Here is a 26,413-nt window from a genome sequence, read left to right as displayed (position 1 = left end):
CTCAGATCTCCTTGCCCTGCTCAACGCCGCGCTGCGCGCCGCCACGAGTCACGCGGACTCGGACGGTGCGGGTGCGGCCGCCGCGCTCAACGGTGTCCTCGCGGAAACCGACGCGAACGCGCTTCTTGGTCTCGGGGTCGACCAGAGCGACCTTCGACAGGGCGATGGGGGCTTCGATGGTCTCGATGCCGCCGGCGCTGCCCTGCTGGCCCTGGCGCACGTGGCGCGTCTTCAGGTTGATGCCCTCGACGAGGACCTTGCCCTCAGCCGGGAACACCTGGATGACGCGGCCCTGCTTGCCCTTATCGCCGGGCTTCAAGGGCTCGAGGCCCTCCTCAGCGCGACGGGCGTTGCGCTTGGCCAGCGCCTTCTCGTCGGACGTGCGTCCGCGAACGACCTCGACGAGGTCATTCTTACGAATCTTGGCTGCCATGGATCAGATCACCTCCGGAGCGAGGGAGACGATACGCATGAACTTCTTGTCGCGCAGCTCGCGGCCCACGGGGCCGAAGATACGCGTGCCACGCGGCTCGCCATTGTTGTTGATGATGACGGCCGCATTCTCGTCGAAACGAATGTAGGAACCGTCGGGGCGGCGGGTTTCCTTACGCGTGCGAACGATCACTGCCTTGACGACTTCGCCCTTCTTGACGTTGCCGCCGGGGATGGCGTCCTTCACGGTAGCGACAATGGTGTCGCCGATACCCGCGTAGCGCCGACCCGAGCCACCGAGAACACGGATGGTCAGGATCTCCTTGGCCCCTGTGTTATCGGCGACCTTCAGTCGCGACTCCTGCTGGATCATTTTCTATTGACTCCTGTCGTCGTGCCGGTTCTCTTCCGGATTGTACCGGTCGAGCCTTGCCGAACGGATTTCGGTCTGTGAGCGAAGGTCACTTCGCCTTTTCGAGGATCTCCACAACGCGCCAGCGCTTGGTGGCCGACAGCGGGCGGGTCTCCATGATGAGGACGAGATCGCCGACACCGCACTCGTTGTGCTCGTCGTGAACCTTGACCTTCTTGTTCTTGCGCATGACCTTGCCGTAGAGGGCGTGCTTGACGCGGTCCTCGATCTGGACGACAACGGTCTTGTCCATCTTGTCGCTGACGACGTAGCCGCGACGGACCTTACGCTCGTTACGAGCGGTGGTTTCTGCCATCAGGCTCACTCCTCAGTGCTCGGGGCGGTGCGGTAGCCAAGCTCCCGCTCACGCGCGATGGTGTAGATCCGGGCAATGTCGCGACGCACGGTCTTCATGCGACCGTGATCCTCGAGGTTGCCAACGGCCTGCGCGAAACGCAGGTTGAACAGCTCAGCCTTCGCCTTCTCGAGCTCCTTGGACAGCTGGGAGTTGTCCATGGCGTCGAGCTGCTCGGTGGTCAGACCCTTATCTGCCATCAGATGTCACCACCCTCTCGGACCACGAAGCGGGTCTTGATAGGAAGCTTGTGCTGGGCACGGCTGAGGGCCTCGCGAGCGAGCTCCTCGGGGACGCCTGCCAGCTCGAACATGACACGTCCGGGCTTGACGGGGGCAACCCACCACTCCGGAGCACCCTTACCGGAACCCATTCGGGTTTCGGCGGGCTTCTTGGTCAGCGGGCGGTCCGGGAAGATGTTGATCCAGACCTTACCGCCACGCTTGATGTGACGGGTCACGGCAATACGAGCCGCCTCAATCTGACGGTTGGTGATGTACGCAGCCTCGAGAGCCTGGATGCCGTAGTCGCCGAACGCCAGTTCGGTGCCACCGGAGGCAAAGCCAGTGCGGTGAGGACGGTGCTGCTTGCGGTACTTAGTCCGACGGGGAATGAGCATTGGGCTCAGGCCTCCGTTCCGGTCGTGGGCGCAGCGGCCTCGGAGGCCGAAGCCTCGCGGGGAGCCTGCTGCGCAGCGGTCTCCTGGTTGGGGCGTCCACCGCGGCGCGGGCCACCACGGCGGCCATCGCGACGGCCGCCACGCTGGGCCTGCTCGGCCTGCTGGCGAGCGAACTCGCGCTCGGTGATGTCGCCCTTGTAGATCCACACCTTGACGCCGATGCGACCGAAGGTCGTACGAGCCTCGTGGAATCCGTAGTCGATGTTCGCGCGGAGGGTGTGCAGCGGCACGCGACCCTCACGGTAGAACTCGGAGCGGGACATTTCAGCGCCACCCAGACGGCCGGACACCTGGACACGAATGCCCTTGGCGCCAGCGCGCTGCGCGGACTGGATGCCCTTACGCATCGCACGACGGAAGGACACGCGGGCAGCGAGCTGCTCGGCAATGCCCTGCGCAACGAGCTGCGCTTCGAGGTCGGGGTTCTTGACCTCAAGGATGTTCAGCTGAACCTGCTTGCCCGTCAGCTTCTCGAGCTGAACGCGCAGGCGGTCGGCCTCTGCACCACGGCGACCGATGACGATGCCCGGGCGAGCGGTGTGCAGATCGACGCGAACGCGGTCACGCGTGCGCTCGATGCTCACCTCGGCGATGCCGGCGCGCTCGAGGTTGTCGGTCAGGAACTTGCGGATCGCGACGTCTTCGGCCACGTAATCCGCGTAGCGCTGTCCCTTGGTGGTGGAGTCGGAGAACCAGCGAGACCGGTGGTCAGTGGTGATTCCCAGACGGAACCCGCGGGGGTTGACCTTCTGACCCATATCAGCGGTCTCCCTTCTTCTTGTCTTCCTTGGTACCCACCACGATGGTGATGTGGGAGGTGCGCTTCAGGATACGACCGGCGCGCCCCTGTGCACGGGGACGAATGCGCTTCATGGTCGGACCCTCGTCCACGTATGCCTCCAGGACGAGCAGGTCGGCCTCGTTGAAGGTCTCGCCGGCGTTCTCAGCCTTGACCTTCGAGTTGGCGACGGCGCTCAGGAGCACCTTGCGGACATCGGTGGCGACGGCCTGCGGGGCGAACCGCAGAATGTCGGCGGCCTCCAGAACACGCTTGCCGCGAACCTCGTTCACAACACGGCGGGACTTCTGGGGCGTGACGCGGATGAATCGCGCCTGCGCCTTGGCTTCCATGTATCTGCCTCTTCTTCCGTGGGGCCGGCTCAGCGCCGACGTCCCTTACGATCGTCCTTGTCGTGGCTGCGGAAAGTACGCGTGGGAGCGAACTCGCCGAGCTTGTGGCCCACCATCGACTCGGTGACGAAAACGGGCACATGCTTACGGCCGTCGTGGACGGCGATGGTCAGACCCAGGAAGTCCGGGGTGATGACCGAGCGACGCGACCAGGTCTTGATGACGTTCTTAGAGCCGGATTCGTTCGCGGCGTCGACCTTCTTGAGCAGGTGGTCGTCGACGAACGGGCCCTTCTTCAAACTACGCGGCATTTCAATCGACTCCTACTCAGCGGTTCTTGCCGGTCTTGCGACGGCGGACGATCAGACGATCGGACGCCTTCTTCGGACGACGCGTACGGCCCTCGGGCTTGCCCCAAGGCGACACGGGGTGACGACCACCGGACGTGCGGCCTTCACCACCGCCGTGCGGGTGATCAACCGGGTTCATAACGACACCACGGACGTGCGGGCGCTTGCCCTTCCAGCGCATACGGCCGGCCTTGCCCCAGTTGATGTTCGACTGCTCGGCGTTACCGACCTCGCCGATGGTGGCGCGGCAGGTGGCCTCGACGTTGCGGATCTCGCCGGAGGGCATACGCAGCTGGGCGAAGCGGCCTTCCTTAGCGACGAGCTGCACGGAGGTGCCAGCGGAACGGGCGATCTTAGCGCCGCCACCCGGGTAGAGCTCAACGGCGTGCACAACGGTACCCAGGGGGATGTTGCGCAGCTGCAGCGAGTTGCCGGGCTTGATGTCAGCGCCAACGCCAGCCTCGATCTGATCGCCCTGCTTGAGGCCGGTCGGAGCGAGGATGTAGCGCTTCTCGCCATCCGCGTAGTGCAGGAGGGCGATGCGAGCGGTGCGGTTGGGGTCGTACTCGATGTGAGCGACCGTTGCCGGGACGCCGTCCTTGTCGTGACGACGGAAGTCGATCACGCGGTACTGGCGCTTGTGGCCGCCGCCGCGGTGGCGGGAGGTCACGCGGCCGTTGTTGTTACGGCCACCGGTCTTGTGCAGCGGGCGCAGCAGCGACTTCTCGGGGGTGTCGCGGGTGATCTCGACGAAGTCAGAGACGGACGAGAAGCGACGGCCCGGGGTCGTGGGCTTGTACTTGCGAATTCCCATTGTTCAAATGTCCCTTCGGTCCTCAGGCCTGATCGCCGAAGATGTCGATGGTGCCCTCACGCACGGTGACGATGGCACGCTTGACGTCCTTGCGCTTACCGATCCCGTTGCGGGTGCGGTAGGTCTTGCCCTTGCGGTTCTGGGTGGCGATGGAACCGATCTTGACGCCGAAGATACGCTCCAGGGCAATCTTGATCTCGGTCTTGTTCGCGCGGGGGTCAACCTCGAAGGTGTACTTGCCCAGGTCCATGAGGGCGAGCGACTTCTCGGTGGTGACCGGCTTCAGGATGATGTCGCGGGGGTTCTTGCCCGCTTCAATCGTGCTCACTTGGTCTCCTCCTTGGTACCGAGGAAGGACTCAAGGGCGGCCTGCGTGAAGACGATGTCATCGGCGTCCAAGACGTCGTACGTGTTCAGCTGGTCGGCCCACAGAACGTGAACCTCGGGAACGTTGCGCAGGGACAGCGCGGTCAGTTCGTTGCCACGCTCGAGGACGACGAGAGCCTGACGGTCCTCGACGATCGCGCGCAGAGCGGCGAGAGCAGCCTTGGTCGAGGGCTTGTCGCCTTCGAACAGGGCGGTGACAACGTGGATGCGGTCGGCGCGCGCACGATCGGACAGAGCGGAGCGCAGAGCGCCCTGCTTCATCTTCTTGGGGGTGCGCTGGTCGTAGTCACGCGGCTGAGGGCCGTGGACGATGCCGCCACCGGTGAAGTGAGGCGCACGGATGGAGCCCTGGCGAGCGTTACCGGTGCCCTTCTGGCGGAACGGCTTCTTGCCGCCACCAGCGACCTCACCGCGGGTCTTCGTCGCGTGCGTGCCCTGACGGGCGGCCGCAAGCTGAGCGACGACAACCTGGTGCATCAGCGGAATGTTGGTGGGGACGTCGAAAATAGACCCGGGGAGAACGACGGAGCCCGCCTTCTTGCCCTTGAGGTCGATGACGTCAACGTTACGATCGTCAGCCATGATCACGCACCCTTCACGGAGGAGCGAACCAGGACAACGCCGTTCTTGGGGCCGGGGATGGCACCGCTGATGAGCAGCAGGCCCTTCTCGGTGTCGACGGCCTGGATCGTCAGGTTCTCAACAGTACGACGGTTGCCACCCATGCGGCCGGCCATGCGCAGGCCCTTGAAGATGCGACCGGGCGTCGCGCAGGCGCCGATCGAACCGGGCTTGCGGTGGTTGCGGTGCGCACCGTGGGAGGCGGAAACGCCGGCGAAGCCGTGACGCTTCATAACGCCGGCAAAGCCCTTGCCCTTGGTGGTGCCGGAGACGTCGACAGCCTGGCCAGCCTCGAAGGTGGCGGCGTCGAGCTCCTGGCCGAGCTCGTAAGAGTCATGCTCGGAGGTGCGAACCTCAACGAGGTGACGGCGCGGAGCAACTCCGGCCTTCTCGAAGTGGCCCTGCAGGGGCTTGGTGACCTTACGGGAGTCAATCTCACCGAAGCCAAGCTGGATAGCGGAGTAGCCGTCGACCTCTTCGGTACGAACCTGGGTGACGACGTTGGTGCCGACCTGCACGACAGTCAGGGGCACGAGGTGGCCGTCGGCATCCCAAACCTGGGTCATGCCGAGCTTGCGGCCGAGCAGCGCCTTGATGGGCGCGGCAGCGTGCTGCTTCTTGTTAGTCATTGCAGATGTCCTCAGAGCTTGATCTCGATGTTGACGTCCGCAGGCAGGTCGAGGCGCATGAGCGAATCGACGGCCTTGGGGGTCGGGTCGATGATGTCGATGAGCCGCTTGTGCGTGCGCATTTCAAAGTGCTCGCGGCTGTCCTTGTACTTGTGGGGCGACCGAATGACGACGAAAACGTTCTTCTCGGTCGGCAGCGGCACCGGGCCCACGACCGTGGCGCCAGCACGCTGTACGGTGTCCACGATCTTGCGCGCGGAGCTGTCGATGACCTCGTGGTCATACGACTTGAGCCGGATGCGGATCTTCTGTCCCGCCATGCCGTCTTACCTCTTCTCGTACAGATTCGCCGCCGGTCCCCGCACTCGGGCGTGTCGCAGCCGTTGTGCGCACGATTGCTCGCGCTGGACCGACGTCTTGTCCAAAGATCTTGGGCATATTGCCCGATCCATACGTGATGGCACGCATGGACCACCCCAGAGACGCTGAGGCAACCGTGCCATTCTGTCAGAGTTCCACCCGCGAGCACAAACCCTAAAGAGCGTTCTCGCATGTGAAACCACCGACAGATTGGCGTGGATGATGGCCTAAGCTGCGCAAAACAGCCCAGACCGTCACCAAGAAACTACCGTACCCCGCACTCGGGCGTGTCGCAACCGGTGATCGGTCACATTTCCATGAACGAGGCCGGGGCAGCCACGTGAATACGCCACGTAGCGCCGAAGCACAGTATGCCCATATGCCTCTTGAGCCACGGATGTCACAGAAGACTGAGCGCAGAGCATTCACGTACACACAGTGACTCCACGAGCAGAAACATTCACTCACGAGCCGAATAGCGAAAGGCCCCGCCTCTGAAAAGAGGCGGGGCCTTCAATGCCGCTGGATCAGCAGCGAATCAGATCTGAGAAAGACTCAGAAGTCGATTCACTTGATGATCTTGGTGACACGACCGGAACCAACGGTGCGGCCACCCTCACGGATGGCGAAGCCGAGGCCGGGCTCCATAGCGATCGGCTGGATCAGCTGGACGGAGATCTCGGTGGTGTCGCCAGGCATGACCATGTCGGTGCCCTCGGGGAGGGTGATGACGCCGGTCACGTCCGTGGTACGGAAGTAGAACTGCGGACGGTAGTTCGAGAAGAACGGGTTGTGACGGCCGCCCTCTTCCTTCTTGAGGATGTAGACCTGGCCCTCGAAGTCGGTGTGAGGCGTGATGGAGCCGGGAACGGCCACAACCTGGCCACGCTCGACCTCGTCGCGCTTGGTGCCGCGGAGGAGCAGACCACAGTTCTCGCCAGCCCAGGCCTCGTCCATCGACTTGTGGAACATCTCGATGCCGGTAACCGTGGTCTTCTGAGGCTCACGGATACCGAGGATCTCGACCTCGGAGTTGATGGGCAGCTTGCCACGCTCAACACGACCGGTGACGACGGTGCCACGACCGGTGATCGTGAAGACGTCCTCGATCGGCATGAGGAAGGGCTTGTCCATGTCGCGCTCGGGGGTGGGGATGTAGGAATCCACAGCCTCCATGAGCTCCTCGACCTTGGCAACCCACTCCGGGTCGCCCTCGAGGGCCTTCAGAGCGGACACCTGGATGATCGGGGCGTCGCGGTCGAAGTCCTGGGACTCGAGCAGGTCGCGGCACTCTTCCTCAACCAGCTCCAGCATCTCCTCGTCGTCGACCATGTCGGCCTTGTTGAGGGCGATGAGGATGGTGGGGACGCCGACCTGACGGGCGAGCAGAACGTGCTCGCGGGTCTGGGCCATGGGGCCGTCGGTGGCGGCGACCACGAGGATCGCGCCGTCCATCTGGGCCGCGCCGGTGATCATGTTCTTGACGTAGTCGGCGTGGCCGGGGGCGTCAACGTGCGCGTAGTGACGCGCCTCGGTCTGGTACTCGACGTGGGAGACGTTGATCGTGATACCACGATCGCGCTCCTCGGGAGCGTTGTCGACCTGATCGAAGGGGGTGAACTCGTTCAGATCCGGGTACTTATCGTGCAGCACCTTGGTGATAGCTGCCGTCAGCGTCGTCTTGCCGTGGTCAACGTGACCAATCGTGCCGATGTTGACGTGCGGCTTGGTGCGCTCAAACTTGGCCTTCGCCACTTGTGTCCTCCTGGACTCGGGTAGATATTCTCAGCCTACGGCTAGGTGCCACTTTAACACCCCTGGGGCTTGAGACCTACTGGGTTTACTTGTGTGTGAGGCGGCTCGCAGGGCAGGTCACCCTGCCCCACGAGCCCCCGGTGGGACTCAGTTGCCCCGAGACTTGCCGACGATCTCGTCCGCGACGGCGCGCGGAACCTCGGCATAGCTGTCGAACTCCATGGAGTAGACAGCGCGGCCCTGCGTCTTGGAGCGCAGGTCGCCAACGTATCCGAACATCTCGGACAGCGGCACCTGAGCCTTGACGACGCGCACGCCGTGCTGCTCGTCCATCGACGAGATCTGACCACGACGAGAGTTGAGGTCGCCGATGACATCGCCCATGTACTCCTCGGGAGTACGAACCTCAACGGCCATGATCGGCTCGAGGAGGACGGGGTTAGCCTTCTTAGCAGCTTCCTTCAGCGCCATCGAGCCAGCAACCTTGAACGCCATTTCGGAGGAGTCAACCTCGTGGTAGGCGCCGTCGAGCAGCGTGGCCTTGATGTCGACCATCGGGTAGCCGGCGAGAACGCCGGACTGCATGGCGTCCTTGATGCCCGCGTCGACCGACGGGATGTACTCGCGAGGAACGCGGCCACCGGTGACCTTGTCCTCGAACATGTACTCTTCCTCGGAGTCGGCCGGGAGGGGCTCCAGGGCGATGATGACACGCGCGAACTGACCGGAACCACCGGTCTGCTTCTTGTGCGTGTATTCGTACTTCTCGACCGCCTTGCGGATGGTCTCGCGGTAGGCAACCATCGGGTTACCCACGTTGGCCTCGACCTTGAACTCGCGACGCATACGGTCGACGATGATGTCGAGGTGGAGCTCACCCATACCACCGATGATGGTCTGGCCGGTCTCGGCGTCGAGCTCGACGGTGAACGTCGGGTCCTCTTCCGCCAGCTTCTGGATGGCGACGCCCATCTTCTCCTGGTCGGCCTTCGACTTGGGCTCGACGGCGACCTGGATAACGGGGGCGGGGAACGTCATCGACTCGAGGACGATCGGCTTGTCCATCGCGGACAGGGTGTCGCCGGTCGTGGTGTCCTTGAGGCCGATCACCGCGTAGATGTGGCCAGCGTGCGCCACGTCGACGGGGTTCTCCTTGTTCGAGTGCATCTGGAAGATCTTGCCGATGCGCTCCTTCTTGCCCTTGGTCGAGTTGAGGACCTGGGCGCCGGACTCGACCTTACCGGAGTACACGCGGATGAAGGTGAGCTTGCCGTAGAAGGGGTGAGCGGCGATCTTGAACGCCAGAGCGGAGAAGGGCTCGTTCTCGTCGGGCTTACGAACCTCGGTCTCTTCCTCGGTCTCAGAACCGGGGAGGAAGCCGCGAACGTCGCCGATGTCGAGCGGGGAGGGCAGGAAGTCCACGACGGCGTCGAGGACGGGCTGCACGCCCATGTTGCGCAGAGCGGTACCGCAGTAGACGGGGAACGCGCGCGAGGAGATGGTCAGGAGGCGGATGCCTTCCTTGATCTGCTCGAGCGTGAGCTCGCCGTTCTCCAGGTAAGCCTCGGTCAGCTCGTCGGAGCCCTCAGCGGCGGCCTCAACGAGCGCCTCGCGGTACTCTTCAGCCTTTTCCAGGTACTCGGCGGGGATCGGGCCGCGCTCGACGACGGAGCCGAGCGTGTCGTTGCCCTTGTCGTCCTTGGCCGGGTAGGTCAGGGCCTCCATGGTCAGCAGGTCGATGTTGCCGACGAAGTCGTTCTCGGCGCCCATCGGGAGCTGCATGACGATCGGGGTCGCGTGCAGGCGGTCGCGGATGGTACCAACCGAGAAGTAGAAGTCGGCGCCCATCTTGTCCATCTTGTTGATGAAGCAGATGCGCGGGACGTCGTACTTGTCGGCCTGACGCCACACGGTCTCGGACTGGGGCTCAACGCCCTCCTTGCCGTCGAACACGGCGACGGCGCCGTCGAGGACGCGCAGCGAGCGCTCAACCTCGACGGTGAAGTCAACGTGACCGGGGGTGTCAATGATGTTGATCTGGTTACCGTTCCAGAAAGAGGTAACGGCGGCGGACGTAATCGTGATGCCGCGTTCCTTTTCCTGTTCCATCCAGTCGGTCGTCGAGGCGCCGTCGTGCGTCTCGCCGATCTTGTAGTTGATGCCCGTGTAGAACAGGATTCGTTCCGTCACGGTCGTCTTGCCGGCATCGATGTGAGCCATGATGCCAATGTTGCGGACCTTGTTGAGATCCGTCAGCACCTCTAGTGCCACGAGTGTGGTTCCTTCGTTCGAAGTAATGGGTGTTCTTGCTGCGTGAGACGAGGCCCGGTTGCCCAGGCCTCGTCTTTAAATCACCAGCGGTAGTGCGCGAAGGCGCGGTTGGACTCAGCCATCTTGTGCATGTCCTCACGGCGCTTCACAGCGGCACCGAGGCCGTTGGAGGCGTCGAGGATCTCGTTGGCGAGACGCTCGGTCATGGTCTTCTCGCGACGCTGACGCGAGAAGTCGACCAGCCAGCGCAGGGCCAGCGTCGTGGCGCGCGCGGGGCGAACCTCGACGGGGACCTGGTAGGTCGCACCGCCGACGCGGCGGGAGCGGACCTCGAGGGCCGGACGAATGTTCTCGAGAGCGCGCTTGAGCACGGAGACGGGCTCCTGCTCGGTGCGCTCGCGAACGGTTTCAAGTGCGCCGTAGACGATGCGCTCGGCGACGGTCTTCTTGCCATCGAGGAGAACGCGGTTGACCAGCTGGGTCACGACCTTGGAGCCGTAAACCGGGTCATCGACGAGGGGGCGACGGGGAGCGGGGCCCTTACGAGGCATTACTTCTTCTCCTTCTTCGCGCCGTAACGGGAACGAGCCTGCTGACGGCCGCGGACACCCTGGGTGTCGAGCGAGCCGCGGACGATGCGGTAACGCACGCCGGGCAGGTCCTTCACACGACCACCGCGCACGAGCACGATCGAGTGCTCCTGCAGGTTGTGGCCCTCACCGGGGATGTAGGCGGTGACTTCGATGCCGGACGAAAGGCGCACACGAGCGACCTTTCGCAGAGCCGAGTTCGGCTTCTTCGGCGTGGTGGTGTACACACGGGTGCACACGCCGCGACGCTGGGGGGAGCCCTTCAGCGCGGGGGTCTTCACCTTCGCGCGCTTCGAGACACGTCCCTTGCGGACGAGCTGCTGAATGGTAGGCACTGGGTCTCCAGTTTCTTTCCGTCGGCGGCCTCCCCTCGCTTTAAGGGGCGGCCCTGATTGTCAGTCTTCCGCGACTGTTGTCACCCCCGTGTGGGCACACGTGTCCGCCTGGGGGCCGGCGCGCCATGATAACCATGAGGGTCAGAGAATGACGCCCGGAGCTCCGACGGACGGAGCCCGCTCCCGGTTTCCCGGGCACAGAGGTTCCACAGAAGCGGGAACCATCCTCAAGGATAGTGGGAAACGTCGCCGTTCGTCAAAGGGGGTGCATTGTGGTTCGCCCCTCATCGACGAGGCCGGGGCACAGGAGCGCTCAGATCGTTTCCTTCGCGCTCCCCTTGTGCATAGTGAAGGGCACGCCATGTTTCATTCGGGCGTGGCCGCTGTTATGTCAGTGCCGTGCAGAGGGACCCGCAGGCGCTTGCCTGCGGGCCCCTCCCCCACGGGTGAACGGCACTCAATGCCACCCGGGGATCATGCTCCGTCCGTCTGTTCCTGGATCGGTCACTCTTCCGCCTTCTCGGCCCGAGCCTCGCCGATCGACGCGTTGGGCTCGACGGTGATCACGGCCTCGGCTTTGCGCGCACGGTAGCGGCGGATCGCCACCACCTCAAGGCCAAGCAGCGACAGGATGAGGATTCCTGCAACCACCCAGGTGATGTATTCCCACGCGTTCCGGGTGACCTCGGGCTGGCCGTTCTCGTACATCCACGAGTTTGCGACCGTGTAGAGGATGTTGTGCGAGGCGCGACGCAGAGAGCTGACGCCCGCCGCATCCTGCACGTTGACCGTGGCGATCGGCATGTCGATCGTCGCGAGCATCAGGTCACCGCCGTTGCGCGTGATCTGGTCCGCGTTCTGGTATCCCATGCCCGCGAAGTAGTCGGTGAGGACCATGCCGCGGAAGCCCCACTCGTCGCGCAGGACGTTATTGAGCAGCGCAGAGTTCGCACCCGCGTACTCGGGGCCGATGTAGTTGAACGCGCTCATGATCGCGTGTGCGCCGCCGTCCTTGACGCCGATCTCGAAGGAACGCAGGTAGATTTCGCGCATTGCCTGCTCGTTCGTCCAGGTCGCCAGCATGTGCGTGCGGTTCGTTTCCTGGTCGTTGAGGGCGAAGTGCTTGAGGAATGCGTACACACCCTTGGCCTGGGCGCCCTTGATCTCCTCGGCGACCTGAGAGCCGGCCAGGACCGGATCCTCCGAGAAGTACTCGAAGTTACGGCCCGCGTAGGCGTAGCGGTGCGTGTTCGTGGCCGGCGCGTACCAGCCCGAGACCTGCATGTCGTGCGCCATCGTGCCGATCGCATCACCGAAGGAACGTGCGAGCTCCTTGTTGAAGGTGGCCGCAACGGATACCGCGGAGGGCAGGCCAATCGAGCCGACGCCCGTGAAGTTGTTGTTCAGCGAGGCGGGGCCGTCCACGTCGGAGACGCGCAGCTTGCCGATCGAGGAGATCGCCGGGGAGCCGTATCCACCCTTGGAGATGAGGGTGTTCATTTCCTTGACGGTGAGCTGGTCGAGGAGCTGATCCCACTTCGGGTCGTCGTAATCGAGGCCCGCGAGGTCACCCAGGACGAGGCCGTTCTTCGCCCCCGTGGTGGGCATCGTCGCACTGCTGTCAGCGTCGGCGGCTGCCGCGTCGTAGTTCGACGTCGCGAGGAACTTCTCCTTGCTGGCCTCGCTCATCTCGAAGTTCCTGGGGGCTGCGGTTGCCTCAGCGAGGTTGGCGAAGCGGCCTGCGCGCGACAGGTAGGTGACGTCACCCTTCGCGTCGTCGAACTGGTTGGTGGCCACGACCTTGTCGCCGTCGTGCGTATTGTCGGCGGTGTTGAAGGTCTGCGTCGCATCCACCGTGTAGGTCTTCTCATCGATGACGTCGTGCGAGTTGGTGCGCGCAGAGATCTTGTAGTCGCCAGCCTCGAGCACGTAGGCCTTCGCGTTCACCGAGTCGTAGGAGGCGAGCGAATCGCGGTTCCAGGTGACCGTCAGCGTCTGGGATTCGCCGGGCTCCAGCAGCTTCGTCTTCTCATAAGACAGCAGGTTCGCCGCAGCCTTTTCGATGCCACCATCCGTGTAAGGCGGGTTGTCATAGATCTGGACAATGTCCTTACCGGCGACCTGGCCCGTGTTCGTGACGGTCACGTCCGCGGACATGGTGCCCGTGGCCTCGTCGACCGAGATGTCACTCATCGACTGGGAGAACATCGTGTAGGACAGGCCGTAGCCGAAGGGGTAGACGACCTCGTTGCCGTAGTCGATGACGCCTTCAGCGGCAGCCGTCTCGTACCAGCGATAGCCAACGTAGATCGAGTCGTTGTAGTTGACGAAGGACGGCTGCGTCTGGGTGCCCTTGTTGAAGGGATCCTCCTGGGCGAACTCCGTCATGTTCGTGTACTGGAAGTCGCCGAAGTTGTTTGCAGCCGGGCCCGCCTTGATGTCACGCGGGAAGGTGTCGGGAGTCTTAGCGGAAGGGTTGACCTCGCCATCCAGGATGCGTCCCAGCGCGTTGAAGCCAACCTGGCCTCCGGGGATCGCCCACACGATCGCGTCGATCTCCGGGTCGTCCTGAAGGTCACCCAGCTGGAAGACGTTGGCAGCGTTGATAACGACGATCGTCTTCGTCGAGGTCTTCTTCGCCAGCTCGATCATGTCCTTCTCGGGACGCGTCAGCTCGAGGTAGCCCTGGCCATCCTCGAAGTCCGCGACCTCCTCGGAGTTGTTCGTGTAGCTGAAGTAGGGGTTGTCAGCCATCTCCTGGTTGACGTCGCGGGGCAGGTCGAAGCCCTCGCCGCCCGAACGGGCGATCGTCACGACTGCGGTGTCGCCGAAGGCGGCGGCGTTGGAGAGCAGGTCGTCAGAGTACTTGTCCTGCGTGGGCTCGGGCAGCGACCAGTCAGCCTTGAACATGCCGACCTCGGGGCGCTCAGCGCGGTAGGCGGTGTACAGGTTCGTCAGCTCATCATTCGTGGTGAAGCCAGCGTTGTGCAGGCCATCAAGCAGGGTCGTTGTCGGGTTGTCCTTCGACAGCGAGCCGGAGCCGGTGCCGCCGTAGATCGGGTTCGTCGAGCCCCAGCCCCACACGTTGATCGCGGAGCCCTTGGCGAGAGGCAGGGCACCGCCCTGATTCTTCAGGAGGACCATGCCCTCGTCGGAAATGTCGTTGCCCAGATCTTCCACCTGAGCTTTCGACGCATCCGTCAGCGCGCCGGTGCCGGCCGCTAGGTCGAGCACCGTCTTGAAGCCGCCGTACAGCATCGACACGACAGCCACGACGACGGCGATGAACGCCGCGACCCAGGCCGTCGAGCGCGTGAGCTTGCGGGCAGGCTTGCCCATCTTGAAAACAGCGAGGGAGACGATGATGGCGAGCGCCAGCGCCACGCCGATGACGATCAAGGGGACCTTGATCGACTCAACCATCTTCCACACATCAGACCAGTTGATGGAAAGCATTGTTGATGTCCTCTTTCAGTTCCGAAACCCTGCATCCCAGAGCCAGACCAGCTCCCTTGCCTTCCCTGTGTATGTCTCCATCGACGCAGGTCGCCGCAGACCAGAGGGCAGATGGGAACCGCCACCACCTATTCAACCGCACGGTCGGCCCCTCGAGGTGGGACCTCGTGTGTTCTGTCGGATTGCGCGCACAATCTGTCGGAATGGACAGCCTGGCACCCCGCAGGCTTCGCCGCCTACGCGGAAAGCGACTCTCCCCGCCACCGACTAGGGCGTTCACAGGGGATGCGCGAGGGCCCGGCCCCCTCGCGGGGACCGGGCCCTGTCACGCTATCGACCGGTTCTCCGATCAGCGTGCGCGGCGCCTCGCCACGACGAGGCCGACGCCGGCGACGCCGAGCAGGCCAACGAGCGCGATGGCAACGCCGGTGTTCGCGCCGGTGCTGGCCAGCTTGTTACCTTCAGTGCTCGTGCCACCCGCAGGTTGGGGCTGCTCGGCAGTCGGCTGCGGCTGCTCAGCGGTGGGCTGCGGCTGCTCGACAGTCGGCTGGGGCTGCTCGGGAGTCGGCTGGGGCTGCTCAGGGTTCGGAAGCTCGGGGAAATCGCACGTCGAAGACGCCGAGGTATCGGACTCGGCGATGGCTGCGCCACTCGTCGTCGTCCCCGAGATCTTCACAAGCGGCGTCACCGCAGCGCTGCCGGTGATAAGGAACGAGAACTTCACCGACCCGTTGGCGGGAAGCTCGAGATCCTTGAAGGTCAGAACCTTACCCGCGACCGTCGGCTCGGGGGCACCGCTGGCCGACCGGGGAACGTAGGTGGCATCGTCCGACAGTGTCGCAATGACCGTCTGAACCGACTTGACATCACGGTTCGGGTTCGTGATCGTCACTCCGATGGTGCGCGTCGCGGTGGAGTCGGCGCCCGGCTGGGCGACGGCGCATGTCGCGGAGGACAGCGCGACCTGGCCCTTCGGCGAGAAGGAGGTGATGAGAGAGTAGTCGGCCGTCGTATTCGGCTCGAGCGTACGAGTCCAGCTCAGAGCCATACCGTTGTCCCGGTTGGAATGCGCTCCCTCAAGCATGTTGGGCAGCGGCGCGCGATCCTTGAGCTTACCCCAGACCTCGTAGAAGGCACCGTAGTAGTAGTTCGAACCGGCGGTCGTCGGGACGAACTGCTCGACTCGACCACGATCCGTATGCTCGCCGGTTTCCGAATCCTTCGCTCGGCAGATGACCGTCCCCGTGTTCGCGTCGTACTCGCCAAAGCCGTAATCGTCGTCCTGGAGGTAGCAATCCGCCGCGTGGTAAAGCGTAAAGTCCCGAGCAGCATCCGAAATGTTCTTCACCGACGAGGTCGTCGCGTAGAATTCATTGCCCGTGGAGTAGGTGTCCGTCTGCGTGATCTCGAATCCACCGCCGCGAACGACAGTCGTGAGGACCCACGGATCGGCTTGAGTGCCCGTTCCTGACTTCGTTTGCGAGACCGGCGTCCAGGCGATCGCACTCATAGACCGTGCCTGACGCGAATTCAGCTCCCCCGGACCGAACAGCTCAGATCCCACAGCGAGGAACGTTCCACAGTCGGCTGGATCCGTAGTGGAGTTAGCGTTGTAGAACTCGTTATACCTATCGCCCTTGTAGTTGATCGAGCAGTTGAGCGTGTCGGAGATGGCAATCCGAACGAGCGGTCCGTCCGTATCCTCAATCGTGGGACCAGCCGCAAGGGCCGCCAACGGGTTGAGAACGAGGGTCGCGGAGCCGAGCGCAGCAATGACCAGTTTCTTGGACAGGCGCATGAGGAGACATCCTTAAGCGTTGATGGATATTGTGCAACCAATCTAGCATCCGTATGACAGCTTTCCAAATGGTTGAACTTTCATGTTTGACCGTCGCAGCTGGCACTCAATCTGCGTCACCGTTAGACATCCCCGGCGCGCTCAGGGCGAGCAAGCAGGCACGACAAGGGGCCCCGGCCTCGTCACGTTCTCACGGACGAGGCCGGGGCCCCAAGCGGTCACGAACCGGATTACTCGCGGAAGTTCATGCCAAAGTCGATGGCGCCCAGCGCGTCGAGGAAGTCCTCGGACACGGAGCCGTCACCGAAGTCGGCCTCGGAGTAGTTCGAGTTCGCCATGGCCTCAGCCGTCGGCTCGACGATGACGTCGTTGTAGCGCGACAGGCCGGTGCCAGCCGGGATGAGCTTACCGAGGATGACGTTCTCCTTGAGGCCCACCAGGGAGTCCGACTTGCCGTTCATGGCGGCCTCGGTCAGGACCTTGGTGGTCTCCTGGAAGGACGCGGCCGACAGCCACGAATCCGTGGCCAGCGACGCCTTCGTGATACCCATCAGCATCTGGCGACCGGAGGCGGGCTGGCCGCCCTCGGCTGCGACGCGACGGTTCTGCGTCAGGTACGCCATGCGGTCGACGAGCTCGCCGGGCATGAACGTCGTGTCGCCGGGCTCCAGGATGGTGACGCGGCGCAGCATCTGACGGACGATGACCTCGATGTGCTTGGCGTGAATGCCCACGCCCTGGTCGCGGTACACCTTCTGGACCTCGTCCACGAGCATCTTCTGGGACACGTTGCGGCCCATGATGCGCAGGATTTCCTTGGGATCCAGCTGGCCCTCGGTCAGCGGGGTGCCGGCCTCGATGTGCTGGCCCTCGGAGACGAGGAGCTTCTGGCGACGCGAGACCTCGATGACCAGGTCTTCCTTGCCGTCGTCACGGGTGATGACGACCTTACGGGCGCTCGGGTCTTCGTCGTCGATGTGGACGCGGCCGGCGGCCTCGTTCATCTTCGCCTCGACCTTCGGGCTGCGGGCCTCGAAGAGTTCCTGAACACGGGGTAGACCCTGCGTAATATCCGCAGCGGAGGCAGCGCCACCGGTGTGGAACGTACGCATCGTCAGCTGCGTACCGGGCTCACCAATCGACTGGGCGGCGATAATGCCGACGGCCTCGCCGATGTCGACCTGCTTGCCGGTGGCCAGCGAGCGACCGTAGCAGGCCGCACAGGTGCCGACCTGCGACTCACAGGTAAGGACGGAACGGCAGACGATCTGCGCAACGCCGGCAGCGACGAGCTCAGCGAGCTGGTCGTCACCCAGGTCGGTGCCCGCGGGCATGACGACCTCTCCGGCCTCGTTCACCGCGTCACGGGCGAGGTTACGGGCGTAGGCGGTCGTCTCGATGGTCTCGGACGCCTCCCACTCACCGAACTCGTTCTTGTGAGCGATGTCGATCTTCAGGCCGGCGCGGGTGCCACAGTCGGCCTCGCGGACGATGACGTCCTGCGAGACGTCGACCAGACGACGGGTCAGGTAGCCCGACTCGGCGGTACGCAGAGCCGTATCGACCAGGCCCTTACGGGCGCCGTGCGTGGCGATGAAGTACTCGAGAACCGTCAGGCCCTCGCGGTAGTTCGCCTTAATGGGCTGCTCGATCAGCTTCTGCTTCGGGTCGGACACGAGGCCACGCATACCGGCGATCTGCTGAACCTGCGACCAGTTACCACGAGCACCGGAGTTCACCATGCGGTACACGGTGTTGCGCTCGGAGAAGTTCGCGCGCATGTCCTCGGCGACCTCTTCGGTGCACTGCAGCCACAGCTTCACGAGCTCCTCGTAACGGGTCTCCTCGAGGATGATACCCGTCTCGAACTGCTCGACGATCTCGGCGGCCTTGGCCTCGTAGCGGGCCAGGATCTCGCGCTTACGCGGCGAGGCCTGAATGTCGGAGAACGCAATCGTGATGCCCGACCAGGTCGACCAGTGGAAGCCGGCCGACTTGAGTGCGTCGAGGCAGTCCGCCACGAGCACGTTCGGGTAACGCTGGGTCAGCGTGTTCACGATGTTACCGAGCTGCTTCTTGCCGACGACCTCGTTGACGAACGGGTAGTCGGTGGGCAGCTGCTCGTTGAAGATCGCGCGGCCGAGGCTGGTCTCGAGGATCAGCTCATCGCCGGGCTCCCAGCCCTCGGGGGCTTCCCAGCCCTCGGGCGGCACGGTGCCGTCGGCGAAGCGGATGCGCGCGGTCGCGTTCAGGTGCAGGTTGCCGGCGTCGTACGCCATCTGGGCTTCCGCCTGGCTGGAGAAGTACGGAATCACGGGGTTTCCGTCTTCGTCCTTCTCGACGGGCACCGACGGGTCGGGCGTCGAGGTCAGGTGGAACAGACCGATGATCATGTCCTGCGACGGCATCGCCACGGGGCGGCCGTCGGAGGGCTTGAGGATGTTGTTCGTCGACAGCATGAGGATGCGGGCCTCGGCCTGCGCCTCAGCGCCCAGCGGCAGGTGGACTGCCATCTGGTCGCCGTCGAAGTCGGCGTTGAAGGCGCCACAGGCGAGGGGGTGCAGCTGGATAGCCTTACCCTCGATCAGCTGGGGCTCGAACGCCTGGATGCCGAGGCGGTGCAGCGTAGGTGCACGGTTCAGCAGCACGGGGTGCTCGCGGATGACGTCGTCGAGGACGTCCCACACCTCGGGGCGCTGACGCTCAACCTTGCGCTTGGCAGCCTTGACGTTCTGCGCGTAGTTCTTCTCAACCAGGCGCTTCATGACGAAGGGCTTGAACAGCTCCAGGGCCATCTGCTTGGGCAGACCACACTGGTGCAGCTGCAGCTGCGGGCCGACGACGATAACGGAACGACCCGAGTAGTCGACGCGCTTACCGAGCAGGTTCTGACGGAAACGACCCTGCTTACCCTTGAGCATGTCCGAGATCGACTTCAGCGGACGGTTGCCCGGGCCCGCGACGGGGCGGCCACGGCGGCCGTTGTCGAAGAGGGCGTCAACGGACTCCTGAAGCATGCGCTTCTCGTTGTTGACGATGATCTCGGGGGCGCCCAGCTCAAGCAGACGCTTGAGTCGGGTGTTGCGGTTGATGACGCGACGGTACAGGTCGTTGAGGTCGGAGGTCGCGAAGCGGCCGCCGTCCAGCTGAACCATCGGGCGCAGGTCCGGCGGGATCACGGGGATCTTGGTGAGGACCATCGAGGCCGGCGAGTTGCCGGTCGCAACGAAGGCGTTGATGACCTTCAGGCGCTTGATGGCGCGGGCCTTGCGCGGGCCGGAGTCAGAGGCGATGGTCTGACGCAGCGCGGCGACCTCGGTCTCCAGGTCGAAGGTTTCCAGGCGCTTCTGGATGGCGGCAGCGCCCATGTCACCCTTGAAGTAGGTGCCGTAGCGGGCCACCATCGCACGGTAGAGGCGCTCGTCGCCCTCAAGGTCGCCGACCTTGAGGTCCTTGAAGCGCTCCCACACGGCCTCGAGGCCTTCGATGTCGCCGTCGAAGCGGCGGCGAATCTTGGCCATCTCGCGTTCACCCTGCTTGCGAGCGCGCTCGCGCTCGGCCTGCGAGGCGCCGTCCTTTTCCAGGGCGGCCATGTCGGACTCGAGCTGCTCCGCGAAGTCGTTGATCGTCGCGTCGCGGTTGTTCTCCATCTGCTTCTTCTGCACCTCGAGTTCGGCGCGCAGTTCAGCCAGATCCTCGTGGCGACCCTTTTCGTCGACCTCGGTGATCATGTAGGCAGCGAAGTAGATGACCTTCTCGAGGTCCTTGGGCGCGAGGTTGAGCACGTAGCCCAGGCGCGAGGGAACACCCTTGAAGTACCAGATGTGCGTGACAGGGGCGGCCAGGTCGATGTGACCCATGCGCTCACGGCGGACGCGGGAGCGAGTGACCTCAACTCCACACTTCTCGCAGATGATGCCCTTGTAACGCACGCGCTTGTACTTGCCACACGCGCACTCCCAGTCGCGGGTGGGGCCGAAGATCTGCTCACCGAACAGACCGTCGCGCTCGGGCTTGAGCGTACGGTAGTTGATGGTCTCCGGCTTCTTAACCTCACCGTGGCTCCAGACGGCGATATCGTCGCCGGTGGCCAGGGTGATCTTCAGGCTGTCGAACGTTTTGGCGTCCAGCAAAGTTATCTCTCCCTATCAGATCGCATCGATGGTCGCCGCAGCGTTCGGACGAGCATCAAGGGTGATGCCCAGGTCCTCACGCGCATTGAAGTCTTCGTCCTGCTCACGCAGGTCAATGACGTTGCCGGCCGCGTCGAGAGCTTCGACGTTCAGGCACAGCGAGCGCATTTCCTGGATGAGGACTCGGAAGGACTCGGGGATGCCGGGCTCGGGGATGTCCTCGCCCTTAACGATGGCCTCGTACACCTTGACGCGGCCGGTGGTGTCGTCCGACTTGATGGTCAGCAGCTCCTGGAGGGCGTAGGCGGCGCCGTAAGCTTCCAGGGCCCACACCTCCATCTCGCCGAAGCGCTGGCCGCCGAACTGGGCCTTACCGCCCAGCGGCTGCTGCGTGATCATCGAGTACGGACCCGTGGAGCGGGCGTGGATCTTGTCGTCGACCAGGTGGTGGAGCTTGAGCATGTAGGTGTAGCCCACCGAGATCGGGTACGGGAACGGCTCACCGGAGCGGCCGTCGAACAGGCGCGCCTTGCCCTCGTAGTTGGTGAGGACGTCGCCGTCGCGGTTCGGGTTCACGTTGCGCAGCAGGCCCGCGAGCTCGTCGGCCTCGAGGCCGTCGAACACGGGGGTAGCAACGGGCGTGCCGGGCTCGGTCTTGATGCCGTCGGCGGGCAGGTGCGCCGCCCACTCTTCGCCGGCCTCGACAGCGGCCGAGGCATCCCAGCCCTGGTGGGCGAGCCAACCGAGGTGGTACTCGAGCACCTGACCGACGTTCATTCGGCCGGGGACACCCAGCGGGTTGAGGATGATGTCGACGGGCGTGCCGTCGGCAAGGAAGGGCATGTCCTCAACCGGGAGGATCTTGGACACGACGCCCTTGTTACCGTGGCGGCCGGCCATCTTGTCGCCGATCGTGATCTTGCGTCGCTGGGCGACGTAGACGCGCACGGTCTGGCGGACGCCGGGGTTGAGGTCGTCTTCGTCGTCGTTGAATTCGCGGACGCCGATGACGATGCCCTCTTCACCGTGGGGGACGCGCAGGGAGGTGTCGCGCACCTCGCGGGCCTTCTCACCAAAGATGGCGCGCAGCAGGCGCTCTTCGGAGGTCAGCTCGGTCTCACCCTTCGGGGTGACCTTACCGACGAGGATGTCGCCGGCGGTGACCTCGGCGCCGATGCGGATGATGCCGCGCTCGTCCAGGTCAGCGAGGGATTCCTCGGAGACGTTGGGGATATCGCGGGTGATCTCTTCTTCACCGAGCTTGGTCTCGCGGGCGTCGACCTCGTACTCCTCGATGTGGATCGACGTGAGGATGTCCTCTTCCACGACGCGACGGCTCAAGATGATGGCGTCCTCGTAGTTGAGGCCTTCCCACGACATGTAGGCGACGAGGAGGTTCTTGCCGAGCGCGACCTCACCGTTGGAGGTGGCGGGGCCGTCGGCCAGGACGTCGCCGACCTCGACGCGGTCGCCCTCGTCCACGATAACGCGCTGGTTGGTGCAGTTACCGGGGTTGGAGCGCTCGAACTTCTCGAGGCGGTAGGAGTCGCGGCCGCCCTCGTCCGTGGAGACGACGATCAGGTCCGCGGAGACCTCGGAGACGACGCCGGAGTGCGCGGCGAGGATCATTTCGCCGGAGTCATGCGCGGCGCGCATCTCCATGCCGGTGCCGACCAGCGGGGCTTCCGTGGTGAGCAGCGGCACGGCCTGACGCTGCATGTTCGCGCCCATGAGGGCTCGGTTAGCGTCGTCGTGCTCGAGGAAGGGAATGAACGCCGCGGCGACGGACACCATCTGACGTGCGGAGACGTCCATGTAGTCGACGCGATCGCGGGCGATCAGGGTCGGGTCGTCGCCGGCAACACGGCACAGGACGTCGTGCTCGGCGAAGGAGCCGTCGGCCTCGAGGGGCGACGAGGCCTGGGCGATGTAGTGGCCCTTCTCGTCGTCCGCGGTGAGGTAGCGGATTTCGTCGGTGACCTTGCCGTCCTTGACGACGCGGTAGGGCGTCTCAATGAAACCGAAGGGGTTGATGCGCGCGAAGGTCGCGAGCGAGCCGATGAGGCCGATGTTCGGGCCTTCAGGGGACTCGATCGGGCACATACGACCGTAGTGCGAGGGGTGGACGTCTCGAACTTCCATGCCCGCGCGGTCACGCGACAGACCGCCGGGACCCAGGGCCGACAGACGGCGCTTGTGGGTCAGGCCGGCGAGGGGGTTGTTCTGGTCCATGAACTGCGAGAGCTGGGAGGTTCCGAAGAACTCCTTGATCGCGGCCACGACGGGGCGGATGTTGATCAGCGTCTGGGGCGTGATCGAGTCCGTCTCCTGGGTGGTCATGCGCTCGCGCACGGTGCGCTCCATGCGGGCGAGGCCGGTGCGGACCTGACCCTGGATGAGCTCGCCGACGGCGCGGATGCGACGGTTGGCGAAGTTGTCGATGTCGTCGACCTCAACGCGGACCTCGACGGCCTCGCCATTGCGGGTGCCGGCGAAGGTCTTGTCGCCCTGGTGCAGGGCGAGGAGGTACTTGACGGTCGCGACGATGTCCTCGAGGGACAGGGTCGAGGCCTTGGGGTCGGCTTCGATGGCCAGCTTCTTGTTGATCTTGTAGCGGCCGACCTTGGCGAGGTCGTAGCGACGAGAGTCGAAGTAGAAGTTGTTGAGCAGCGTCTGGGCGGCGTCGACGTTCGCGGGCTCGCCGGGGCGCAGCTTGCGGTAGATGTCGAGCAGGGCCTCTTCCTGCGTGGCGACCGTGTCCTTCTCGAGGGTCTCGAGGAGGACGGGGTAGGCGGCGAAGGTTTCGCGAATCTCGGATTCGGTCATGCCGATGGCCTTGAGGAAGTGGGTCACCGACTGCTTACGCTTGCGGTCGATGCGCACGCCGACGGCGTCGCGCTTGTCGATCTCGAACTCGAGCCATGCGCCGCGCGAGGGGATGATCTTCGCGCCGAAGGTCTCCTTGTCCGACGAGCGGTCCGAGAGCTTCTCGAAGTACACGCCGGGGGAACGCACGAGCTGGGAGACGACGACACGCTCGGTGCCGTTGATGATGAAGGTACCGCGGGGGGTCATGAGCGGGAAGTCGCCCATGAACACGGTCTGGGACTTGATTTCGCCGGTTTCGTAGTTCATGAACTCGGCGGTCACGTACATCGGTGCGGAGTACGTGTAGTCCTTCGCCTTGGCTTCCTCCATGGAGTACTTGGGGGATTCGAGGCGGTGGTCGTGGAACGACAGGCTCATGGTGCCTGCGACGTCCTCAATGGGGGAAATCTCGTGGAAGATTTCTTCGAGGCCGGAGACGTCGGGGACGTCGCCTTGGCCAGATGCCTGTGCGGCTTCGACGCGGGCCTTCCACGCGTCGTTGCCCAGCAGCCAGTCGAAGCTTTCGACCTGCAGGCCCAGCAGATTGGGGGCCTGGAGGGGTTCACGAAGCTTGGCGAACGAGATGCGGTGCTTGGGCTGTTTGGCGGTGCTGTTGGCAGCCAAAGGGGATCCTTCCCTGCATGAACGGTGCGCACGCTGCCTTATCACCCATTATCTGACGCGTCCTGGTCCGTCAAGCGCCTGTTACGACGGCTGGATACGGGTCACCTCGGGCATGATAAGGCGCAAATACTCAGGCTACCGTGAGTCGCATCGCGAGTCAAGGCAGCGTGTGATATGTGCAGGGTTTCACGGAAACGAGGCCGTGGCCAGCTTGTTCGTCAGGTGCGACGCTGGCAGTACCCGGGCTTGGGTGGTGGTGCCCCAAGTCGGGCTTGAACCGACGACCCACGGATATGTCTCGGTTTTCCGCGATTATTCTGTACTGGCAACCCTGGTAATCCTCGATATTCTTGCGCATTTGCCAGCATTGCCACTGATGCCAGCGTTACCGGCACAGCCAGCTACGCCAGCATTGCCACTATTACCAGCAGCGGACGTTGCGTCCCGTTGTTTCCGCGTAGATGAAAACGTTGAGGACCATGAGCACTCACCGTCATCATGTCTTGGAACTGCCGACGCCTCTCATGTGGGAGGGGCACGTTGACAACTTCATCGTCTTCCTGCGCTCTCAAGGGCTCGTTGCGACCTCAATCCGCACCAAACGCAACCATGTACTCCAACTGGCTCGTGCGTTCCCCGATATTCCTCCCACAGAACTCGATCCCGGATCCCTGGTGGAGTGGTGCGGTACACGAGCGTGGGCTAATGAAACGAGGCATGCCTACTACAGCACGTTCCGGAGGTTCTTCGGGTGGCTCGACTCCAGACACCACTGTGGCAATATTTCCTCGGTTCTCCCCCGCATACGTCGTCCCTCTGGGACACCGCGCCCCATCCCTGATTCCATCTTGGTGGATTGTGTCGATCACGCGAGTCCACGTGACGCCCTCATCCTGCGGTTGGCCGCCGAGGCTGGCCTGCGGTGCGTGGAGATCGCTCAGGTCGAGGTTGGCGATGTCTACGAGGGCGCCGACGGGTGGGATCTTTTTGTGCGAGGAAAGGGCGGTCGCACGCGGACCGTGCCGATCACAGCCGACCTGGCCCAGGCAATCATTACACGCTGCACAACAACTGGACAGTACGCATTTCCTGGACGTTGCGGCGGACATATGGCCGCCAATTCAGTCTCGCAGATCGGGCGCCGGGTTTTGCCTGGCACCTGGACACTGCACAAGCTACGCCATCGGTACGCAACGAAGGCGTATTCCGCAGAACATGATCTGCTCATTGTTCGTGAGCTCCTGGGCCATGCATCACTCCAGACGACTGTCCGTTATATCGCGCCATCCCCTCGAGCTCGCGACGCGGTTCTCGATGCAACCCGCGTTCAATCGCCAGCATCTCCAAACAACCCGATATTGCCAGCACCGCCAGCCTAACCGGCACGGCTGGCAATGCCAGCCGCTAACAGCCCCAACGATTTCAGAGAAATGAGAAACCATCATGCACGTCATCGCAATCGCCAATCAGAAGGGTGGAGTCGGCAAGACGGTGACCACCTTCCACCTTGCCAACGCCCTGGCCCACGTCGGTCACCGCATCCTGGTCGTCGACCTGGATCCCCAGGCCAACGCCAGCTCTCTGCTGGCTTCCCCTCCCTTGGTTGAGAATCAGGCTGGTGTGGCCAACGCCCTGTCAACACGCTCCGACCTTTCACTCCCCGACGTCATTACAACCACCATGTGGGAGCGCGTGTTCCTCGCTCCGTCGGGAGGTGAGACCTTGGCAGCTGTGCGCGACGAACTCGTCATTGCGGGCCCTGGCCGCGAGGCGAGGCTCGGCGAACAACTCGCCCTCATCCATGAAGACTTTGACGTCGTTCTGATCGACTGTGCACCGGCTTTAGATCTACTGACCTCGAACGCGTTAGCCGCGGCCGACGGCGTACTCATCGTCACCCAATCGAAGCTGCTGTCGACAACAGGCCTGGCACATCTGCTCAACACGATCAGTGTTGCGCGGCACTACCTCAATCCGACTCTATGCGTCGTTGGGGTCCTGGTAAACATGCACGAGGCGGGTACTGTCGCTGGCTCGCATTGGCTTGACGACGTGCGAGAAGCCTGCAGGTCGAAAGGACTTCCTCTGTTCGACCCACCAATCCCCCGGCGCGTGGTGATCTCCGACGCTGCGGAGGCCCAAATGGGCCTCGATGAGTACCCCGGCGCCCCAGCCGAGTTGTTGGAGACTTACGCGCACCACGCCGCAACCATGCTCACCAACCTCGAGGAGAACGGCCAATGACTCCGCGTAGGCCAACACCGATCAAGTCAGACCTCAGCACGGGTCCCGCTGCTGTTATTACACCCCCACAGGAGACGACATCTACCAGCCGTGCCACACGTGCCAGCAAAGCCGCCAACACCGGCAATGCTGGCAATGCCAGCGATACGGATGAGCGTATTGTCAAGGT

23 protein-coding genes and 1 tRNA gene are annotated in these 26,413 nt (G+C 63.8%); 2 read left to right on the top strand and 22 right to left on the bottom strand.

Features of this window, described 5'->3' with window-relative positions:
• Window position 1 precedes the first annotated feature (1 nt).
• The 22 genes from rplX to HMPREF1137_RS10320 all read right to left on the bottom strand — a co-directional run bounded on the left by rplX (window position 2) and on the right by HMPREF1137_RS10320 (window position 24,380).
• Complete coding sequence (gene rplX, locus HMPREF1137_RS09270; RefSeq protein ID WP_009054686.1) at window positions 2-433, bottom strand: 50S ribosomal protein L24; 432 nt, start codon at window positions 431-433, stop codon at window positions 2-4.
• 3 nt (window positions 434-436) lie between these two features.
• Window positions 437-805: a 50S ribosomal protein L14 gene (rplN, locus tag HMPREF1137_RS09265; RefSeq protein WP_003790609.1), complete on the bottom strand. Its 369-nt coding sequence runs from the start codon at window positions 803-805 to the stop codon at window positions 437-439.
• 88 nt (window positions 806-893) lie between these two features.
• The gene (rpsQ, locus tag HMPREF1137_RS09260) at window positions 894-1,160 is read right to left on the bottom strand and encodes a 30S ribosomal protein S17 (protein WP_003790611.1); all 267 of its coding nucleotides are present in this window, start codon (window positions 1,158-1,160) and stop codon (window positions 894-896) included.
• 5 nt (window positions 1,161-1,165) lie between these two features.
• Entirely contained in the window at window positions 1,166-1,399 is a 234-nt protein-coding gene (gene rpmC, locus HMPREF1137_RS09255; protein WP_003790613.1) for a 50S ribosomal protein L29, read from the bottom strand.
• Window positions 1,399-1,818 carry a 50S ribosomal protein L16 gene (rplP, locus tag HMPREF1137_RS09250; RefSeq protein ID WP_003790615.1) on the bottom strand — a complete coding sequence of 140 codons (420 nt, stop codon included), beginning with the start codon at window positions 1,816-1,818 and terminating at the stop codon, window positions 1,399-1,401. The genes rpmC and rplP overlap by 1 nt, the downstream gene beginning before the upstream one ends.
• A gap of 5 nt (window positions 1,819-1,823) precedes the next feature.
• Entirely contained in the window at window positions 1,824-2,636 is an 813-nt protein-coding gene (rpsC, locus tag HMPREF1137_RS09245) for a 30S ribosomal protein S3 (protein ID WP_009054672.1), read from the bottom strand.
• Between the two features lies 1 nt (window position 2,637).
• Complete coding sequence (gene rplV, locus HMPREF1137_RS09240; protein ID WP_003790620.1) at window positions 2,638-3,009, bottom strand: 50S ribosomal protein L22; 372 nt, start codon at window positions 3,007-3,009, stop codon at window positions 2,638-2,640.
• Between the two features lie 29 nt (window positions 3,010-3,038).
• Window positions 3,039-3,320, bottom strand: coding sequence for a 30S ribosomal protein S19 (gene rpsS / locus HMPREF1137_RS09235; protein ID WP_003790621.1), 282 nt, complete (start codon window positions 3,318-3,320; stop codon window positions 3,039-3,041).
• A gap of 16 nt (window positions 3,321-3,336) precedes the next feature.
• Window positions 3,337-4,173: a 50S ribosomal protein L2 gene (gene rplB, locus HMPREF1137_RS09230; RefSeq protein WP_009054709.1), complete on the bottom strand. Its 837-nt coding sequence runs from the start codon at window positions 4,171-4,173 to the stop codon at window positions 3,337-3,339.
• 22 nt (window positions 4,174-4,195) lie between these two features.
• Complete coding sequence (gene rplW / locus HMPREF1137_RS09225) at window positions 4,196-4,501, bottom strand: 50S ribosomal protein L23 (RefSeq protein WP_003790626.1); 306 nt, start codon at window positions 4,499-4,501, stop codon at window positions 4,196-4,198.
• Window positions 4,498-5,142, bottom strand: a complete 645-nt coding sequence (rplD, locus tag HMPREF1137_RS09220; protein WP_009054699.1) for a 50S ribosomal protein L4 — start codon at window positions 5,140-5,142, stop codon at window positions 4,498-4,500. Before rplD ends, rplW begins: the two co-directional genes overlap by 4 nt.
• A 2-nt stretch (window positions 5,143-5,144) precedes the next feature.
• Window positions 5,145-5,810 carry a 50S ribosomal protein L3 gene (gene rplC, locus HMPREF1137_RS09215; protein WP_009054692.1) on the bottom strand — a complete coding sequence of 222 codons (666 nt, stop codon included), beginning with the start codon at window positions 5,808-5,810 and terminating at the stop codon, window positions 5,145-5,147.
• An 11-nt stretch (window positions 5,811-5,821) separates the two neighbouring features.
• A complete protein-coding gene (gene rpsJ, locus HMPREF1137_RS09210) occupies window positions 5,822-6,130 on the bottom strand; it encodes a 30S ribosomal protein S10 (RefSeq protein ID WP_003790631.1) in 309 nt (102 codons plus the stop codon).
• A gap of 607 nt (window positions 6,131-6,737) precedes the next feature.
• A complete protein-coding gene (gene tuf / locus HMPREF1137_RS09205; protein WP_003790633.1) occupies window positions 6,738-7,925 on the bottom strand; it encodes an elongation factor Tu in 1,188 nt (395 codons plus the stop codon).
• Between the two features lie 147 nt (window positions 7,926-8,072).
• Window positions 8,073-10,196 carry an elongation factor G gene (fusA, locus tag HMPREF1137_RS09200; RefSeq protein WP_009054718.1) on the bottom strand — a complete coding sequence of 708 codons (2,124 nt, stop codon included), beginning with the start codon at window positions 10,194-10,196 and terminating at the stop codon, window positions 8,073-8,075.
• Window positions 10,197-10,276: 80 nt separating this feature from the next.
• Entirely contained in the window at window positions 10,277-10,747 is a 471-nt protein-coding gene (gene rpsG / locus HMPREF1137_RS09195) for a 30S ribosomal protein S7 (RefSeq protein WP_003790637.1), read from the bottom strand.
• Complete coding sequence (gene rpsL / locus HMPREF1137_RS09190; RefSeq protein ID WP_003790639.1) at window positions 10,747-11,121, bottom strand: 30S ribosomal protein S12; 375 nt, start codon at window positions 11,119-11,121, stop codon at window positions 10,747-10,749. The genes rpsG and rpsL overlap by 1 nt, the downstream gene beginning before the upstream one ends.
• A 504-nt stretch (window positions 11,122-11,625) precedes the next feature.
• Window positions 11,626-14,577, bottom strand: a complete 2,952-nt coding sequence (locus HMPREF1137_RS09185) for a glycoside hydrolase family 3 C-terminal domain-containing protein (protein WP_009054729.1) — start codon at window positions 14,575-14,577, stop codon at window positions 11,626-11,628.
• A 349-nt stretch (window positions 14,578-14,926) separates the two neighbouring features.
• On the bottom strand, window positions 14,927-16,375 hold the full coding sequence (locus HMPREF1137_RS09180; RefSeq protein ID WP_009054697.1) for an LPXTG cell wall anchor domain-containing protein: 1,449 nt from the start codon (window positions 16,373-16,375) through the stop codon (window positions 14,927-14,929).
• Window positions 16,376-16,605: 230 nt separating this feature from the next.
• A complete protein-coding gene (locus HMPREF1137_RS09175) occupies window positions 16,606-20,508 on the bottom strand; it encodes a DNA-directed RNA polymerase subunit beta' (RefSeq protein WP_009054724.1) in 3,903 nt (1,300 codons plus the stop codon).
• Between the two features lie 15 nt (window positions 20,509-20,523).
• Complete coding sequence (gene rpoB / locus HMPREF1137_RS09170) at window positions 20,524-24,000, bottom strand: DNA-directed RNA polymerase subunit beta (protein WP_009054749.1); 3,477 nt, start codon at window positions 23,998-24,000, stop codon at window positions 20,524-20,526.
• Window positions 24,001-24,254: 254 nt separating this feature from the next.
• A tRNA-OTHER gene (locus HMPREF1137_RS10320) sits at window positions 24,255-24,380 on the bottom strand.
• 81 nt (window positions 24,381-24,461) lie between these two features.
• On the opposite strand from HMPREF1137_RS10320, the gene HMPREF1137_RS10680 reads away from it, so the two are divergent.
• Entirely contained in the window at window positions 24,462-25,379 is a 918-nt protein-coding gene (locus HMPREF1137_RS10680; RefSeq protein ID WP_081493544.1) for a tyrosine-type recombinase/integrase, read from the top strand.
• Between the two features lie 64 nt (window positions 25,380-25,443).
• Window positions 25,444-26,244, top strand: coding sequence for a ParA family protein (locus HMPREF1137_RS09165; protein ID WP_009054675.1), 801 nt, complete (start codon window positions 25,444-25,446; stop codon window positions 26,242-26,244).
• Window positions 26,245-26,413: the final 169 nt, after the last annotated feature.

The organism is Actinomyces sp. ICM39, assembly GCF_000282935.1.
In the GTDB taxonomy this organism is placed as follows: Bacteria; Actinomycetota; Actinomycetes; order Actinomycetales; family Actinomycetaceae; genus Pauljensenia; species Pauljensenia odontolytica_B.
The sequence above is the reverse complement of the archived record's forward strand: the minus strand, read 5'-3'. Positions and strand labels throughout refer to the sequence as shown.

Bases quoted from the DNA above. Each gene is read 5' to 3' on its own strand.
- rplN (WP_003790609.1), bottom strand. From the start codon at position 805: ATGATCCAGCAGGAGTCGCGACTGAAGGTCGCCGATAACACAGGGGCC.
- rplP (WP_003790615.1), bottom strand. From the start codon at position 1,818: ATGCTCATTCCCCGTCGGACTAAGTACCGCAAGCAGCACCGTCCTCAC.
- rplC (WP_009054692.1), bottom strand. From the start codon at position 5,810: ATGACTAACAAGAAGCAGCACGCTGCCGCGCCCATCAAGGCGCTGCTC.
- HMPREF1137_RS09180 (WP_009054697.1), bottom strand. From the start codon at position 16,375: ATGCGCCTGTCCAAGAAACTGGTCATTGCTGCGCTCGGCTCCGCGACC.
- rplV (WP_003790620.1), bottom strand. From the start codon at position 3,009: ATGGAAGCCAAGGCGCAGGCGCGATTCATCCGCGTCACGCCCCAGAAG.
- rplD (WP_009054699.1), bottom strand. From the start codon at position 5,142: ATGGCTGACGATCGTAACGTTGACGTCATCGACCTCAAGGGCAAGAAG.
- HMPREF1137_RS09185 (WP_009054729.1), bottom strand. From the start codon at position 14,577: ATGCTTTCCATCAACTGGTCTGATGTGTGGAAGATGGTTGAGTCGATC.
- HMPREF1137_RS10680 (WP_081493544.1), top strand. From the start codon at position 24,462: ATGAAAACGTTGAGGACCATGAGCACTCACCGTCATCATGTCTTGGAA.
- rpsG (WP_003790637.1), bottom strand. From the start codon at position 10,747: ATGCCTCGTAAGGGCCCCGCTCCCCGTCGCCCCCTCGTCGATGACCCG.
- HMPREF1137_RS09165 (WP_009054675.1), top strand. From the start codon at position 25,444: ATGCACGTCATCGCAATCGCCAATCAGAAGGGTGGAGTCGGCAAGACG.
- rpsS (WP_003790621.1), bottom strand. From the start codon at position 3,320: ATGCCGCGTAGTTTGAAGAAGGGCCCGTTCGTCGACGACCACCTGCTC.
- rpsC (WP_009054672.1), bottom strand. From the start codon at position 2,636: ATGGGTCAGAAGGTCAACCCCCGCGGGTTCCGTCTGGGAATCACCACT.
- rplB (WP_009054709.1), bottom strand. From the start codon at position 4,173: ATGGGAATTCGCAAGTACAAGCCCACGACCCCGGGCCGTCGCTTCTCG.
- rpsJ (WP_003790631.1), bottom strand. From the start codon at position 6,130: ATGGCGGGACAGAAGATCCGCATCCGGCTCAAGTCGTATGACCACGAG.
- rpsQ (WP_003790611.1), bottom strand. From the start codon at position 1,160: ATGGCAGAAACCACCGCTCGTAACGAGCGTAAGGTCCGTCGCGGCTAC.
- rpmC (WP_003790613.1), bottom strand. From the start codon at position 1,399: ATGGCAGATAAGGGTCTGACCACCGAGCAGCTCGACGCCATGGACAAC.
- rplX (WP_009054686.1), bottom strand. From the start codon at position 433: ATGGCAGCCAAGATTCGTAAGAATGACCTCGTCGAGGTCGTTCGCGGA.